At 39.0% G+C, this 15,408-nt stretch carries 16 protein-coding genes and 1 riboswitch; of the genes, 11 read left to right on the plus strand and 5 right to left on the minus strand.

The features are described from left to right. Nucleotides 1-7 precede the first annotated feature (7 nt). The 6 genes from CWC16_RS03930 (at nt 8) to CWC16_RS03960 (ending at nt 3,598) form a co-directional block, all read left to right on the plus strand. Nucleotides 8-208 (plus strand): hypothetical protein, encoded by a 201-nt coding sequence (locus tag CWC16_RS03930; protein ID WP_138540582.1) that lies wholly within the window; start codon nt 8-10, stop codon nt 206-208. A 574-nt stretch (nt 209-782) separates the two neighbouring features. Then, entirely contained in the window at nt 783-1,232 is a 450-nt protein-coding gene (locus tag CWC16_RS03940; RefSeq protein WP_249929181.1) for a hypothetical protein, read from the plus strand. Nucleotides 1,233-1,483: 251 nt separating this feature from the next. Then, nucleotides 1,484-1,915, plus strand: coding sequence for a hypothetical protein (locus tag CWC16_RS03945; protein ID WP_138540585.1), 432 nt, complete (start codon nt 1,484-1,486; stop codon nt 1,913-1,915). A 141-nt stretch (nt 1,916-2,056) separates the two neighbouring features. Beyond that, nucleotides 2,057-2,566 carry a hypothetical protein gene (locus tag CWC16_RS03950; RefSeq protein WP_249929182.1) on the plus strand — a complete coding sequence of 170 codons (510 nt, stop codon included), beginning with the start codon at nt 2,057-2,059 and terminating at the stop codon, nt 2,564-2,566. Then, nucleotides 2,566-3,078, plus strand: coding sequence for a hypothetical protein (locus CWC16_RS03955; protein WP_171037625.1), 513 nt, complete (start codon nt 2,566-2,568; stop codon nt 3,076-3,078). The genes CWC16_RS03950 and CWC16_RS03955 overlap by 1 nt, the downstream gene beginning before the upstream one ends. After that, entirely contained in the window at nt 3,071-3,598 is a 528-nt protein-coding gene (locus tag CWC16_RS03960; protein WP_138540586.1) for a hypothetical protein, read from the plus strand. Before CWC16_RS03955 ends, CWC16_RS03960 begins: the two co-directional genes overlap by 8 nt. A 41-nt stretch (nt 3,599-3,639) precedes the next feature. Here the strand turns inward: CWC16_RS03960 and coaD are convergent, their stop codons facing one another. After that, a complete protein-coding gene (coaD, locus tag CWC16_RS03965) occupies nt 3,640-4,131 on the minus strand; it encodes a pantetheine-phosphate adenylyltransferase (protein ID WP_138540587.1) in 492 nt (163 codons plus the stop codon). 174 nt (nt 4,132-4,305) lie between these two features. Here coaD and CWC16_RS03970 point away from each other — a divergent pair, with 174 nt between their 5' ends. Then, entirely contained in the window at nt 4,306-4,959 is a 654-nt protein-coding gene (locus CWC16_RS03970; RefSeq protein WP_055014930.1) for a TetR/AcrR family transcriptional regulator, read from the plus strand. A gap of 97 nt (nt 4,960-5,056) precedes the next feature. Beyond that, nucleotides 5,057-6,514: a tRNA uracil 4-sulfurtransferase ThiI gene (thiI, locus tag CWC16_RS03975; RefSeq protein ID WP_138540588.1), complete on the plus strand. Its 1,458-nt coding sequence runs from the start codon at nt 5,057-5,059 to the stop codon at nt 6,512-6,514. 24 nt (nt 6,515-6,538) lie between these two features. Here the strand turns inward: thiI and CWC16_RS03980 are convergent, their stop codons facing one another. Both CWC16_RS03980 and CWC16_RS03985 read right to left on the minus strand, forming a co-directional pair. After that, a complete protein-coding gene (locus tag CWC16_RS03980; protein ID WP_138540589.1) occupies nt 6,539-7,441 on the minus strand; it encodes a ketopantoate reductase family protein in 903 nt (300 codons plus the stop codon). Then, a complete protein-coding gene (locus CWC16_RS03985; protein WP_055014933.1) occupies nt 7,434-7,787 on the minus strand; it encodes a VanZ family protein in 354 nt (117 codons plus the stop codon). Before CWC16_RS03985 ends, CWC16_RS03980 begins: the two co-directional genes overlap by 8 nt. Nucleotides 7,788-7,937: 150 nt before the next feature. Between CWC16_RS03985 and CWC16_RS03990 the strand changes: the two genes are divergently transcribed. The 3 genes from CWC16_RS03990 (at nt 7,938) to CWC16_RS04005 (ending at nt 11,589) form a co-directional block, all read left to right on the plus strand. Beyond that, the gene (locus CWC16_RS03990; RefSeq protein ID WP_055014934.1) at nt 7,938-8,420 is read left to right on the plus strand and encodes a YajQ family cyclic di-GMP-binding protein; all 483 of its coding nucleotides are present in this window, start codon (nt 7,938-7,940) and stop codon (nt 8,418-8,420) included. Between the two features lie 270 nt (nt 8,421-8,690). Then, entirely contained in the window at nt 8,691-9,473 is a 783-nt protein-coding gene (locus CWC16_RS03995; protein ID WP_138540590.1) for an ABC transporter substrate-binding protein, read from the plus strand. Between the two features lie 67 nt (nt 9,474-9,540). Continuing rightward, a riboswitch (cobalamin riboswitch) is annotated at nt 9,541-9,710 on the plus strand. 49 nt (nt 9,711-9,759) lie between these two features. Continuing rightward, nucleotides 9,760-11,589 carry a TonB-dependent receptor domain-containing protein gene (locus CWC16_RS04005; protein WP_138540591.1) on the plus strand — a complete coding sequence of 610 codons (1,830 nt, stop codon included), beginning with the start codon at nt 9,760-9,762 and terminating at the stop codon, nt 11,587-11,589. An 82-nt stretch (nt 11,590-11,671) separates the two neighbouring features. On the opposite strand, the gene msrA is transcribed toward CWC16_RS04005, so the two are convergent. Together msrA and CWC16_RS04015 are read right to left on the minus strand one after the other, a co-directional pair. After that, entirely contained in the window at nt 11,672-12,208 is a 537-nt protein-coding gene (gene msrA, locus CWC16_RS04010) for a peptide-methionine (S)-S-oxide reductase MsrA (RefSeq protein WP_138540592.1), read from the minus strand. 89 nt (nt 12,209-12,297) lie between these two features. Next, nucleotides 12,298-15,405 carry an efflux RND transporter permease subunit gene (locus CWC16_RS04015; protein ID WP_138540593.1) on the minus strand — a complete coding sequence of 1,036 codons (3,108 nt, stop codon included), beginning with the start codon at nt 15,403-15,405 and terminating at the stop codon, nt 12,298-12,300. Between the last annotated feature and the right edge of the window lie 3 nt (nt 15,406-15,408).

The following is a 15,408-nucleotide window of genomic DNA, read 5'->3' on the forward strand; positions in this document are numbered from 1 at the left end:
CAATCACATGCAAGTTTCAGCTAATAGCCAATTACAAATGCAAGCATACAATAAAACACAACAATTACAGCCTGCAGCGGAACAAATTGCTAGCCCTAAAACCCTACAATCTGATACAGTAAGCTTCTCTCAAGAGGCGATGACGGCAAGCGGAGCGGAGCTTCAGCGCATAGGAGTGATTCACCCAGATCACCCAAAGCCAAAATGATTTTAAGGTTGTAAATGTTTATTACTGAGTTTTTTGGTTTTTTTTCTCTTTCCGCATTTGCTATGTGGGGGTTTCTAATGGCGTTTTTTTTTAATGTGTTTGTTTTTAGCTTAAACATTAAGAGGAATACGACCTTATTGCTCAGTTCATTAATTATGATGGTTTCTTACACCACTTCTGACTATTTTTATACTTGGCTTTCGATACACAACACAACTTATCTTGATTGGGCTTTTTACGACCTCACAACAATTTTTTCGTTGTGGCTCTGTTCCATGTTTATAAAGATAAAAACTCCGTCTTTTCTATATCTAATTGTTGGGTTAACTATTAATTCAATTTTCTTTGTGTTTATGCATCTAGATATGTATCTTCTAAAGAATTACGAGCCTTGGCTTTTTTGGGATATATACACATTTACCGTTAATTTTATTGATTTCGTTATGATTGTTTCTTTAATTGTAGATAGGGACTTTTTAGGTCTTCACAAGCTCAAAAATAAGCTATTTGGTTTGTTTAAATCTTCAAAACCGCAGCCCACAATCTAGCTTAAATGTACTTATCCGGAGCCCTAATGGATTATGTAGCGGCTTTTTCTCAATGGGGCTTTCTAATGGCCTTCCTATTTTGTTTGGTCTCCAGCATAAACAAAGAAAATAAATCTCCTGTGTATTTATCTGCACTTATGCTCTGCTCATATATTTTTGGCAGCTATATAAGATTGTTAGATAACCTATATCTTAATTGGGCTTTCTACGATTTTATGACAATTGTAGCGTTGCTCTCTTTGCAGTACTTCAATTTTTTTAAACGTAACAAAGCTTTCCTGTTCCTCGTTCTGGCTTTAACTGCTAATGGCGTACTTACATTGCTCTTGTATTATGACTTATATGTTCAATATAACTTTGAGGCATGGTGGTATTGGAGTGTTTATTCTATCGGCGTAAATCTAATTGATGTATCAATGATGCTTTCATTAGTGGTTAACCAGCTAAAGAGTAATCGGCTTATTGAAAAGTTATAAGTGTGGCTGAACTTTAATAACGTGATATTAACTGCATTTATGGAGCTATTTATTGAGCTATTTATTGAGTTTAGTTACCTGATTAGACCTATGGTACTGACGAAGGGCAGATAAATTATGCTAATATTACTCATTTTTTGCCTAACTACATAGTGTATCAAGGTGTATCAAGCAACATGGCTATTTTTGATATAATCTCTAACTTCGATTTCGCTTATATATTAAGCGCTATTGTACAGTGGGGGTTTCTCATGGCCTTTTTATACACATTCGTATCCTCTATTAATAACCCCTTTAAAGGCTTTGTTGTACTTTCTAGTATTATGGCGATAGGTTATTTGCCTTGGATATTCACAAACTTTCAAACGGTTACTTATTTAGACTTTGCTCTTTTAGATATCGCTATTTTAGTTGCTGTATATGTAGCTCAGCGTTATTTTATTAAAGAGAAAACGACAGCTTATGCCTACTTAATCATCGGCCTTAGTGTTAACACCTTTTTAGCCCTATGCATGTATCTAGATACCAATATTCTATATAATTACACCTACTGGTGGTTTTGGCGCTTTTATTCATCGGCTGTTATGTTTTCTGATTTGTGTATGATCGCTGTACTAATCATTAATAGAGATTTTTTAGGCTTAATTAAGCTTAAAAGGTGGTTTTTGCAGCTAGCATTTTAAAGGCGATGTATCGATACGTTTATGGCGATAAAAGTTTTTTTAGTTTTAATAAGTAAAATACTAAGTTAGGTGCTCAGTTAACAATGTTGTTTATTATTTTTGAGGTGCTTATTATTAGCGTTTACTTTTAAGATGGATGTCATGTCTTTTCTATTAGATGTGAGAATTGCCCATATAATCGGTGTGGTATTGCAATGGGGATTTCTCATGGCATTTTTATATTCTTTAGTATCATCTATCAATTCACGCTTTAAAGCGTTAGTCATTCTTTCATCAATTATGGCTATTTCGTATTTTCCAGGTGTTTTGTTCAATTACCAAACCATTACTTATCTTGACCTCGCTATTTTAGACGCTATTACCATAGTGGTTTTAACTATTGCTCAATATTTTTATATTAAAGAGAAAACGGTTGCATTTATGTATCTTATGCTTGGGCTGAGTATCAATATGTGCTTTGCTTTAGGTATGTATATAGATTCTTATATTTTGCATAATTACACCTATTGGTGGCTTTGGGGGTTGTATTCATCAGTGGTGGCCATTTCTGATTTGAGCATGATTTTAGTTTTGTTTATTAATAAAGACTTTTTAAAAATCATTTATTTTAAAAACCTCCTTTACTCTTTTTTTGCTAAGAAACCGCAATAGTGAATAATGTTCTAATCCCGCCTGAAGTGTCAGTTTATATCGGTGTGTTAGTGCAGTGGGGGTTTTTAATGGCCTTTTTATATTCACTAACAACTAGTATTAACAATTCAGCAAAACAGGCAGTATGGCTATCTTTAGTTATGGCCATATCTTATTGCTTTAGCTTCTTTATTGATATTTATGATATTACTTACATAGAGTTATTTTGTTATGACGTAGTCACGTTATTTTTTATTTTACTTCTGCGGTATTACTTACCTGAAAAACGCATATCTACTTACTTATTATTTGGCTTGAGCATCAATTCGTTATTATTTTTAGCTATGCACATAGATGTGTTTGTACGTGGTAATTACGAACCGTGGTGGTTTTGGTCTTTTTATACGGTTGTTATTAATATTATGGATATCATCATGGTTAGTATTTTGTTCATTAAAAAGGATTTTTTAATGTTAGTGCATGTTATGGATAAATTGGCAGGCTTTATTGTGAGGGCGAAGCTAGGTGGCTGATATCCTTTGGGAGCTTGTTGATTTAGGATACAACGTAGCTGTTTTGTTTACGTGGTTTTTTCTTATTGCCTTTTTGTACAACTTATCGGCGAGTATTAATAAGCCAGATAAAAGCAGGGCACAGCTTTCATTTATTATGATGGCATCCTACACAGCTAGTTTGCTTATGGACCCACTTATTGCAACGCCACACTTAAATTATTTTTATTATGACGCTGTAACTCTCCTTATTTTACTTTTGTGGCGTAATTTCACCAATCAAACCATACCTACGTCCTTTTATTATTTAATTGTAGGGCTAAGCTGTAATGCTTGCTTATTTTTAGGTATGCATTACGACATTGTTATACAGGGTACACTTTACTATTGGTGGTTTTGGGCGGTATATATTTTTGGCATGTATTTTAGCGATTTTACAATGGCACTTGTGTTAATTATAAATAAAGACATTTTGGGCTTAGTAAAGCTTAAACGCGCTTTATTTAACCGCAATGAATTACACGCTATGGCTAAAAAGTAGTTAGGTATATTAGCGCACCAACGTGCGCTCATTGTGTTTATTTAGCTTACCACGCCACCTAATCTTTGTTTTAAAGCATCCACTACAAGTGGGCTTACAAACTCGCTTACATCGCCATTATGGCGAGCCACTTCTTTGACTAAGGTAGATGATATAAACGAATTACGCTCAGAAGGTGTTAAAAATACACTTTCTAAATCGGGGTTCAGGCGGCGGTTCATGTTCGCAAGCTGAAATTCGTAATCAAAGTCAGACACTGCTCTAATACCGCGAATAAGTACATCGGCTTTATGCTCAAAAGCTAAATCGGCAAGTAAACCTGAAAAACCAATCACTTTTACATTACTCAAATGCCCTAAAATGCTGTTGGCTAAGCTAACTCGCTCTTCTAGGCTAAAACACGGCTTTTTAGTGGGGTTATGTGCAATAGCAACAATAACCGTGCTAAACATTTTAGCTGCACGCTGAATGAGGTCGGTATGACCATTAGTTAAGGGGTCGAATGTACCCGGGTAGATTGCCGTAACGTTCATAGATTTCACTAACTATTATTTTTTAGGTAGTCTATCAGTGTTTGTGGCACAAATCAGCTTAGCGTGTTTTTAAAATAGTAAATTATGATGGTATTTAAACCAACCTGATTTGTTTATACTGCAGGACTGTTATTTAGTGTAAAGTAGTTTATAAGTTAATTTGAGTCGTCGCATATGAATACTAAGGATAAAATAATACACACCAGTATTTCGTTATTTAACGAACACGGTGAGCGTGCAATATCAACCAATCACATTGCATCACATTTAGGGATGAGCCCGGGTAACCTTTACTATCATTTTAAAAATAAAGAAGACATTATTCGGCATATTTTTGCGCTTTATAGTGAACACTTACATACTCATTTTAAACCTATTGAAGTAAACGATGATGCGTTTGATCATTTAACTGCTTATTTAGATTCTTTATTTGAGCTAATGTGGCGCTATCACTTTTTTTACGACAACTTAGGCGACATCCTCTCAAGAGATGAAAGTTTAAAAAAGGCCTATATAGATTTTCAGGCAACGCTATTAGAGCAGGTTCGCCAAGTTATTTTAGGCCTGCGTGATAACGAAATGATTGCAATACAAGAGCAAGATGCGCTTGAACTTGCCCATACGCTTAAACTAACCGTTAGTTTTTGGACTCCATATATTAAAGCGCGTAGGCTCAGTGGTAATTTAGCCGAGCAAGATATTTATCATGGCATTTTAAAAGTATTAGCATTATTTAGGGCTTACAGCACCGAAAAAAGCATGCTTAAAATGAATCAGTTACGTGAAAAATACACCCAACTTGCAGAGCAAGCTCCAGCGCTTGCCTAACTGGTGTTAGTTGGTTAGTTCCTAGACGCAAAAAATTTTGCTATAATCGCGCGCCCAATGCCTGGGAGCGCGAATTCCCGCAGTCTAAGAGTGAACTATGCTTAAATTTATCGTCAAACTACATCCTGAAATTGCCATTAAAAGCCGTTCGGTACGTAAACGCTTTACTAAAGTGTTAGAAAATAACATTAAAATTATGTTGCGCCGTGTTGACGAAAAAGTACAAGTAAGAAACAACTGGGATAATATTTCTGTTGTAACTAAGCTTGATGATGCACAAACACGCCTAAACTTTATAGACAGCCTGCAGCGTATTCCTGGCATTGTGCAATTTATTGAAGTGACCGAAACTGACTTCACTACGCTTGACGATATCTATAAAAAAACCATAGACCTAGTAGGGCACACCATTGTTGGTAAAACGTTTTGTGTACGCGTTAAGCGTATTGGTGAACACGACTTTACTTCTACCGATTTAGAGCGCTACGTTGGCGGTGGTTTAAACCAGCACGTTGAAGGCGCGCGCGTTAAACTAAGCCGCCCAGAAGTCACTATTCGCTTAGAAGTAAAAGACGATAAAGCGTACATAGTGACGAAGACTCACCTTGGAATGGCGGGCTTTCCTCTACCTACGCAAGAAGACGTGCTTTCGCTAATGTCGGGTGGTTTTGACTCGGGGGTAGCAAGTTATCAGATGATCCGTAAAGGTGCTCGCACGCACTTTTTATTCTTTAACTTAGGAGGAGCTGCGCACGAGATAGGTGTTAAGCAAGCTAGCTACTATTTATGGAAAAAGTTTAGCTCTACCCATAAAGTTAAATTTATCACGGTTGATTTTGAACCCGTTGTTGCGGAGATTTTAGAAAACGTTGAAAACAGCCAAATGGGTGTTGTACTAAAACGTATGATGATGCGTGCTGGTAGCCAAGTTGCTGAAAAATTAAATATTCAAGCACTTGTAACCGGTGAAAGTATTGGTCAGGTTTCTAGCCAAACTTTAGCTAATTTAAGTGTGATTGACCGCGTAACAGAAACCCTTATTTTGCGCCCGCTTATTCAGCACGATAAGCAAGAAATTATTAATATTGCCCGTAAAATCGGCACCGCAGAAATGGCCGAAACCATGCCTGAATACTGCGGCGTAATATCTAAAAAGCCAACGGTGAAAGCTAAAATTGACGTTATTAAAGCCGAAGAAGAAAAGTTTGACTTTGATGTGCTTAATACTGTTGTTGAAAACGCGCGTATTATGGATGTGCGCGACATTGACGTAGAGGCTAAGCAAGAACTTAAAGAAGCTGAGTCGGTTGTAGATTTACCAGCGGGTGCAGTGGTTGTTGATATTCGCTCACCAGAGGAAGAAGATGCAGCGCCACTTGAGATTGACGGCATAGATGTAGTGCACTTACCGTTTTTCCGCTTAGCGACTAAGTTTGGTGACTTACCAAAAGATAAAGACTATTACCTGTATTGTGAAAGAGGGGTTATGAGCCAGTTACAGGCACTTATTCTTCACGAAGCAGGCTTTACGGGTGTAAAAGTTTACCGCCCGTAATAAATATTTATGATAAAGCGTGGTTTATACCACGCTTTTTTTTGCCTGAATTTTAGCAAGTAGGGCATCGTTTAGCGGAGTGCTGATATTTAATCGCTTACCTTGTTGGCTAATGTAGCCACAAATGGCGTCTATTTCGGTTTGCCGGTTATGTGCTACGTCTTGATGCATTGAAGAATAGTTTTCGGCGGTTAGCATCATTACGCTGTAAGCGTTGTTAAGCGCATCGGCCAGTTTAATATCAAGCTTTAAAGCATGGGCTACTTGGCATGCTTCAGTTAATAAGTTAAAAATAATGCTATTAAAATAAGGGGCACGTAACTGACCATTTTTAATACCATACAGTGCGCTTAATGGGTTAATAGCAATGTTTACTAATAGTTTTTCAAACCGTAACTGCTCAATATTAGTACAGTAGCTTAGCAGCGGTACGTTTTGCAATTGCTCGCACATTGCTTGGCGGTAACTGTGCGCGCATGGGTTACAGGCACCTAATATGCTTTTTCCTTCACCGGTGTGCTGTACTATAAAGTCGTTTGTTTTAAAACCAGCCATACTGGTGGTTAAAAAATACAACGCGTGTTGCTTATCAAGTTGCTCATTGAGCGTCTCAACATTCCCCATACCGTTGTGCGACAAAATTAATACACTATTTGACGATAAAAAGGGTTTTACTTTCGTAAACGCCGATTGCACCTGAAAAGCTTTTACAGCAAAAATAACAATATCAAACACGGGCTGTTCACTCATCTGTGTGAGTGTAATAAACCGTGCATTAATTTTTTGCGAAGGCTGTTTTGCTTTGCAATAAAAACGCGTATTTGTAGTAGCTTTACGTGTTAAAACATGGACGTTATGAGATTTAGATAAAAAATGGCTGAGCAACAAACCAATAGCGCCGTCGCCAATAATAAGAATATTAGCCATAAGGGTTCTTTTTTCGAGGAGTAAAAATGCTTCTTAGTAAAAAGTACGTGGCCGCACCGGCAAAGTCAGCAACAAAATCACCTAACGAGGCTTGTCTGTAAGGAAGCGCATCTTGCATTATTTCTATTGCTGCACCGTAGCCCGCAAGCAGGAGTATTTGCGTGTACAGCGGTAATTTGAAGGCTTTATCCATAATGATGGCGAGTATAAAAAATATCCCAAAGTGGGCAACTTTATCAACATGTGGAAATAAGTTCGTAACGCCGCCTTTTATTTCTTTGGCAAATAAGAGGGTAAACACCACAATACTAATCAAAAAAACTGCTTGGTAAACACGCCTTGTCACGATAAATCCTAAAACCGCTTAAAAAAGAGGCTGCAGTATATCAAACTAAATTAGTATCGCACCTGAACAACTGGCAGAAAAATGTAAAGATTTATAATTTTAGCGTTATAATCTGCGCATAAATTTAGATTTAATAGTTAGGAGAACCCAATGCCTTCATTTGATATCGTATCAGAAGTAGAAATGAACGAAGCTAAAAATGCAGTAGATAATGCCAACCGTGAGCTTGAAACGCGCTTTGACTTTAGAGGTGTGGATGCATCAATTGAGTTAAATGATAAAACAATTAAGTTAAAAGCAGAGGCTGATCAACAGGTAATGCAATTGTTTGATATTTTAGCCGCTAAAATTTCTAAACGAGGTATGGACGTGGCAAGCTTAGATTTGCAAGATATTACTCGTGCTGGCAAAAATGTGTTTCGTAATGTTGTACTTAAACAAGGCATCGAAAAAGACATGGCTAAAAAAGTAGTTAAAGCCATTAAAGACTCAAAAGTAAAAGTACAAGCTGCTATTCAAGGTGAAGAAGTACGTGTAACGGGTAAAAAGCGTGACGATTTACAAGCCGCTATGCAAGTCGTTCGTACTGCAGATTTAGGTCAGCCTTTCCAGTTTAAAAACTTTCGCGATTGATTAGCTAAGTCCTGCCATTAGTATTTTAAAGTGAAAATTTAAATGTGTGGTTATTAAATGTAATAGCCACACATTTTACCCCGTCCTAATTACAGCCTTTATTTACTCGCAACCCTAAACCCCTTTTACCTGCGTAAAATCACACTACTGTGCTTCCATACTCTTTGAACATTATTTAAATGCATTATTAAACCTGCTTAGTACGCAGTTGCGTATATTAGGCTATTCTTAATATCAATATTACTTAATAGTGACTGTTAAAGGCTTTAAATGCTTAAGTTTTTTATTTTTATAATTATTATTGTGTGCAGTAAGTTTAGTTATGCTAAGCCAATAAATGTAGATGTGTTGGTAGAGGACGGTTACTTTCCAATTATTATTAATGCTGAAAAAGAGCAAGGGGTAGCTCCAGAGTTTATTAAAATACTCAATGATTCTCAAAATGACTATAAATTTACGCTTAACTCTTTGCCTGTAAAAAGGCTCAAAAAGTGGGTGGAGTGGGGTGAGTTTGATGTGTTGTTTTTAATGGCTAAGCAATGGGTGCCCGAGGGATCAAGAAGCGCCTTACAGGAAACGAGTTTTTATGTTATTGCTAAAAATGAGCTATATACGTTAGCACAGAACGCCCAAAAGCAAAGCTATTTCGATGACTTACATGCTTTAACAAAAGCGGGGGTATTGGGGTATTCCTATCGTTTTGCTGATTTTAAAACTGATGCACAATATTTAAGTGAAGAACACCAAGTTAGTTTAACAATTGATGAGTTTAACGTTGTAAAAATGCTGCTATTAAAGCGAGCAGATGTAGGGGTTATAAACAATATTGCTTATCAATATTTTAAAAAGAATAACATTTTTAATATGGACCTACTTTATAGGAGCAATACACCAGATGCTATATACGATACTCACTTTTTAGTTAACCCTTCGCGCAGTAAAATTTCGGTAAAACAAATGGATAAGCTTTTAAATGCGCCCGAAATAAAACCAAAAATCACCGCGCTTTTAAGCTCATATGGCATAACCTCTAGCTTTACACAAAACAATTAATTTATTTTTTAGCTATATAGACGTCCGTTGACATTTGTAAACAAACTGCTCACAATAACCGCCTATTTTCAAGGTGCTTGCTGGTTGCTAAATACAGGGTTTAAAGTATTAAAACTAACAGCAAGATAATCGGGAAGTTGGTGAGCCTTTATGACAAAAGCAATCCCAACACTGCCCCCGCAACGGTAAAGTATTAACGCATTTATGTGTTTACTGAGTCCGGAGACCGGCCTTGAAGTAATCTTACTTACTTAAATCTTTGCGGTGGGCAAAGATAAGGAACATCATGCTAAATAAAACAACTCTTGGCGTTGCTATCTCGGCTGCGTTGTCTTTTTCTGCCTTTGCTTCAGAAAATCCAATTGAAAAAATCACTGTAACCGCTAATAAATTTGAACAATCAATAAATAATGTTTTAGCAAGCGTTAATGTTATCAGTCGAGAACAAATAGACAAAAGTAATGTACGCGATTTACCAACCTTACTAAGCACACAAGTGGGTTTTCAAATTAATCCTAATGGGGGCTTTGGCCAAACGTCGGGCGTATCTTTACGTGGTACAGGTTCTGGCGATACGTTAATTTTAATTGATGGCGTTCGCACGGGCTCAGCCACACTTGGCCAAAAAGCACTAAGTAATGTGCCGCTAAATAGTATTGAGCGAATCGAGATCATAAAAGGATCGCGTGCCGCTGTTTATGGCTCAGACGCCTTAGCTGGTGTTATTAATATAATAACGCGCGAAGCGAGTAATATCTCGCTTGATGCCACATTTGGCTCTAATGCCTATCAAAACTACCAGCTTGCGGGCTCTGTTAAATCGGCTGATGTGACTAGCGCTTTTAACGCCGGTTTTGAAAAAACAGATGGCTTTGACGCGCTGCAAGGTGTTGCCCCAGATGACGATGGTTACGAAAATAAGAATCTAGGTTTTAAAGTCAATTATGTTGATGCTCACTATGGTAATTTTAAGCTACTAGGTCAGTACAGCGAAGGTTACGCAGATTATGATAGCAGCTTTAGCCCTGCTACGAGCACAGTTGAAAGAGGGGACTTTAAAAACTATCAGTTGTCGGCGCAGTGGAGCAAAAACTACACTAACCAATCTCATGCTCTTGAGGTTGCTTTTGCAACGGATGATTCTAACAGCACGTATGTAGATTTTTCTACAGGTGGGCCAACAACCAGTACGTTTATTACTAAACGTTCGCAAGTAGATTACAACGGCCAATACCGTTTAACTAATACGCTTAATATTAGCGGCGGCGTTAATTGGTATAAGGATGATGTATCACACAGTTCTCAAGCTTTTGATGAAGATAGCCGCGATGTATTAGCTGTGTTTGTTGGGGCTTACTACGACACCGATACTGTGCTTGCCAATTTAACTCTTCGCCAAGACGACGATGAACAGTTTGGCGATGAAACAACCTATACTGCGGCGGCCGGTTATCATTTATCTGAAAATTCAACATTTAGAATTAGTCAAAGCACGGGTTTTAAAGCACCTACGTTTAACGATTTATACTACCCAAACTTTGGTAATCCGGACCTGCAACCTGAAAAATCAACAAACCGCGAACTTGGTGTTAATGTTAATTTTGATAGTGCACAAGTCGATTTTGCAATTTTTAGAAACGATATCGAAGATAAAATTGATTACGATGCAAACTTTGCATTAGCTAATATAAACGAAGCTCGCTATGAAGGGGTTGAGTTTAGCCTTGCTCAGCAAGTTTTTGGGTTTGATAGCCACTTTAATTTTGCGTACTTAAGTGCTGAAAATAAAGAAACCGGCGATGAGCTACGCAACGTTGCCAAGCGCACTGTTAATTGGGAAATCGCAAAGCAGTTTGGAGATTTTGATGCTCGCATTGATGTGCAATACCGCAGTGATCGCGAGGGAGCTGTAACGCGCCTAGGATCGTATACACTTTGGAACCTAGCGGGTAATTATCAAGTAAACGATAGTATTGAGTTGTCGCTTCGTGTAGAGAACCTATTTGACAGAGATTACAATGTGGTTGACTCAAGAGCTGACTTTACAAGCGGTGAAGTCTACTACTATAACACCCCAGAACGTCGCTTTTTTGCAGGTGCAAGCTATCAGTTTTAATGGCGTTATTTAATATACAAAAGCCCGATTTATATCGGGCTTTTTAATGTGAGTTTAGAACCAATTTAACAACGCAAATTAGCTAGTCAGCTAAAAACGCTTTAAATACAGTTTCAAACTTGTGTAATTTAGGTGCTATTAAAATACTACAGTAACCTTGCTGTGGGTTTTCGTTGTAGTAATCTTGATGATAATGCTCTGCAGGGTAATACGTTGTAGCAGGGCTAACCTCTGTCACTATTGGCTCGCTAATATGGTTTTGTAACTGGGCTATCATCTTATTGGTTTGATTTAATTGCGCATCGTTGTGGTAATAAACAACACTTCTATACTGTGTGCCAATATCGTTACCTTGTCGATTTAGTTGCGTGGCATCGTGTAACGTAAAAAACATGCTAAGCAGTGTTTCAAAGCTCACTACATCGCTGTCAAACTCCAGTTGAACAACCTCAGCATGACCTGTTGTACCTGAACAAACCGATTTATATGTGGGGTTGTCGGTATTGCCGCCAGTGTAACCTGAGCTGACATTTATTACACCCTTTACACGCCTGAATGCGGCGTCTATACACCAAAAACAGCCTCCACCAAATGTTGCTAGTTGTGTTGATGTGCTCATAAGTTGTCCTAATTATGTATGTTGCAGTATTACAGCGAGCATAAATTGATTGCGCCGCAACAGCAAGTTACGGCGCAGTCTAAGCTCAGTTAAGTTTCTTCGCTGTCTTTTAGCGGGTGAGAGTCGGCTTGCTTATTTAATTTTTGCTGCAAAAACTCGGGCGATTGTGTGTTGCGAGCTAGGGCATAATACGCTGTAGGGACAACATACAGTGTTAGTAATGTTGATACTATAACGCCTGTAAATACCACCACACCAATTACCATGCGACTTTCTGCGCCTGGGCCCGATGCTAATACTAAAGGCACCGCGCTCATTACTGTGGTCAGAGAGGTCATTATTATTGGGCGCAGGCGTTGAGTGGCCGCTTGCAAAATAGCCTCGCTAAATTCAACGCCCTTATCGCGCAGTTGGTTGGTAAATTCGACTATTAAAATACCATTTTTAGCGCTTAATCCTATCAGCATTACAATACCAATTTGACTGTAAATATTGAGTGTAAGACCTGTAGCCCATAGGCCAAACATAGCGCCCATTAAGCCAAGGGGGACCGTAAGCATAATTACAAACGGGTGGATAAAGCTTTCAAATTGCGCCGCTAAAACTAAAAAGGTCACAGTCAGTGCAAGCACAAACACATAGGTCATAGCTGATGCGCCTTCGTAAAATAACTGCGATTCACCTTTGTAATCTACTGCGCCATCGATATCGTTTTCCTCAGCAGCTACTTTGTTTAAAAAGTTAAGTGCTTGTTCAAGCGTATAGCCCTCTGCAAGGTTAGCGCTAAGTGTAATAGCACGCATACGGTTATAACGATTTAAGCGTGATGCTGTTGCTTCTTCTTTTAAGCTTATTAGGCTATCTAGCGGAACAAGCTCACCGCTGCGCGACTTAAGGTAAATATTTGAAATATCTGTAGGGTTTGTAAAGTCTTGCTTCGTGCCTTTTAAAATTACATCGTATTCTTCACCGCGGTCAATAAAGGTGGTTACGCGGCGCTGACCTAACATGGTTTCAAGGGTTGTGCCTACATCTGATACCGATACACCTAAATCAGCGGCTTTGTTTTTATCTATGCTGACCAAAAACTGTGGAAAGGTTTCTTTGTAGTCATGATCGATTCTTACCAAGCCAGGGTTCTTTTCTGCGCGCTCTATAATGCGGTCGCGCCAATCAGCAAGCTGCTCGTAATCGTTACCTTGCAGTACAAACTCAATAGGACGAGAAGAGCCACCACCGCCAATACCACGGCGCATAATAGCAAAGGCACGCACGTCTGTTACCTCGGTCATTTTAGCGCTTATTTCATCCATTACTTCCCAGGTAGAGCGCTTGCGTTTATCCCAATCGGCCATACCTACAATGGCTACACCGCCACTGCCGCCCCAACCAGGAACACGCACTAGCACACGGCTCAATTCCCCAGCCTCAGAGTAAGGAAGCAGGCGCTCTTCTATTTTTGCCATATTAGCAGCATTATTTTCATAACTTGCGCCTTCAGGGCCACTCATCATAATAAAAAAGGTGCCACGGTCTTCTTTTGGCGTTAGTTCTGAGGGGACTTGTAAAAACAATGAATAGCTCACAAAACCAGCTAGCACAAGGCTTACCATAAGCCCCCATTTTTTGGTCATGTTTGAGGTGAGCGATTGGCGGTAACTGTTTTCAATTTTGCTAAAAACGCGGTCCATCCATTGGCTAAATTTACTTTCTTTTTCTGACGCTTTTAAAACTTTAGAGCATAGCGCAGGCGAAAGCGTAAGGGCCGTAATACTAGAGAAAAACACCGCGGCGCTTACAGCCATTGCAAACTCTGTAAACAAGGCGCCAATTCGCCCATCCATAAATACTAAAGGTACAAACACCGAAATAAGCACAAGCGTTGTCGCAATAATTGCAAAACCTACTTCACGGGCACCTCTAAAGGCGGCTAATAGGGGAGGCTCGCCAAGCTCAATCCGACGGTGAATATTTTCAAGCATTACAATGGCGTCATCTACAACTAGGCCTATCGCTAGCACTAATGCAAGCAGGGTTAATAAGTTGATTGAGTACCCCATTGCAAGCAAAAACATAAAGCTGCCAACAAGGGCAACGGGCACTGTAACGGCAGGGATAAGTGTAGCGCGAATATTGCCTAAAAAGATAAAAATGATTAACACCACTAATCCCATAGAAATGGCAAGCGTACTGTAAACCTCGCTAATTGACTCTTTAATAAAAACAGACGAGTCGTAGCTATCTTGAATAGTGGTGCCCTCTGGCAGGTTACGTTTTATTTTTTTAAGCTCACTGCGCGCGTTATCTACCACCGTTAACGTGTTTGCTTTAGCTTGCTTTACGATGCCAAGACCAATCATGTTACGGCCGTTACCACGGAACAGGCTTTCATCGTCGGCGGCTTCTAACTGTACGTCAGCCACTTCACCTAAGCGTACAAGATAGCCATCTTCACCGCGTTTAATAACTAAGTTTTGAAAATCACGTTGATCTTTATAGCTACGCGCTGTACGTACGGTAAAGTCGCGGTCGATAGATTCAATTTCACCTGCTGGTAGTTCTACGTTTTCACTGCGCAGGGTATTTTCGATATCGCTTGAAGTGATACCACGTGCAGCCATGGCTTGGCGGTTTAACCAAATTTTCATGGCGTATTGACGCTCACCGCCAATACGGACATTTGATACACCATCTACAACGGCTAATCGGTCGACAATAAAGCGTTGTGCATAATCGCTCAATTGCAACGAGTTCATAGTTTCACTGTTGAGTACAAACCAAGCAATCGGGCTTTCGTCGCTGTTTGACTTAGAGACCTCTGGCGGGCGTACTTGCTCTGGTAGGTTATCTAGTGCACGCGCAACTCGCTCTCGTACATCGTTTGAGGCTGCATCAATATCACGGCTAATATCAAATTCGATAACAATATTAGAGCGCCCGTTTCTACTTGAAGAATTAATACTTTTAATACCTTCAATGCCCGATATCCGGTTTTCTAATATTTGCGTTATTTTTGTCTCGACTATTTCTGCCGACGCACCGGTATAGTCAGTACTAATACTGACAATAGGGGTTTCAATATCAGGGTATTCTCTAAGTGGTAGCATCGAAAAGGCTACCAACCCAAATGTAAGCAGTAGTAAGTTAATTACTATGGCAAAAACAGGGCGTTTGACACTCGTATCTGTAATTTTCACCGA

It is taken from the genome of Pseudoalteromonas sp. S3776 (genome assembly GCF_005886915.1).
Taxonomy (GTDB): Bacteria; Pseudomonadota; Gammaproteobacteria; order Enterobacterales; family Alteromonadaceae; genus Pseudoalteromonas.

Excerpts from the sequence above, each read along its gene's own strand:
- CWC16_RS03930 (WP_138540582.1), top strand. The coding sequence starts at position 8 with ATGCAAGTTTCAGCTAATAGCCAATTACAAATGCAAGCATACAATAAA.
- CWC16_RS03940 (WP_249929181.1), top strand. The coding sequence starts at position 783 with ATGGATTATGTAGCGGCTTTTTCTCAATGGGGCTTTCTAATGGCCTTC.
- CWC16_RS03945 (WP_138540585.1), top strand. The coding sequence starts at position 1,484 with ATGGCCTTTTTATACACATTCGTATCCTCTATTAATAACCCCTTTAAA.
- CWC16_RS03950 (WP_249929182.1), top strand. The coding sequence starts at position 2,057 with ATGTCTTTTCTATTAGATGTGAGAATTGCCCATATAATCGGTGTGGTA.
- coaD (WP_138540587.1), bottom strand. The coding sequence starts at position 4,131 with ATGAACGTTACGGCAATCTACCCGGGTACATTCGACCCCTTAACTAAT.
- CWC16_RS03970 (WP_055014930.1), top strand. The coding sequence starts at position 4,306 with ATGAATACTAAGGATAAAATAATACACACCAGTATTTCGTTATTTAAC.
- thiI (WP_138540588.1), top strand. The coding sequence starts at position 5,057 with ATGCTTAAATTTATCGTCAAACTACATCCTGAAATTGCCATTAAAAGC.
- CWC16_RS03980 (WP_138540589.1), bottom strand. The coding sequence starts at position 7,441 with ATGGCTAATATTCTTATTATTGGCGACGGCGCTATTGGTTTGTTGCTC.
- CWC16_RS03990 (WP_055014934.1), top strand. The coding sequence starts at position 7,938 with ATGCCTTCATTTGATATCGTATCAGAAGTAGAAATGAACGAAGCTAAA.
- CWC16_RS03995 (WP_138540590.1), top strand. The coding sequence starts at position 8,691 with ATGCTTAAGTTTTTTATTTTTATAATTATTATTGTGTGCAGTAAGTTT.
- CWC16_RS04005 (WP_138540591.1), top strand. The coding sequence starts at position 9,760 with ATGCTAAATAAAACAACTCTTGGCGTTGCTATCTCGGCTGCGTTGTCT.
- msrA (WP_138540592.1), bottom strand. The coding sequence starts at position 12,208 with ATGAGCACATCAACACAACTAGCAACATTTGGTGGAGGCTGTTTTTGG.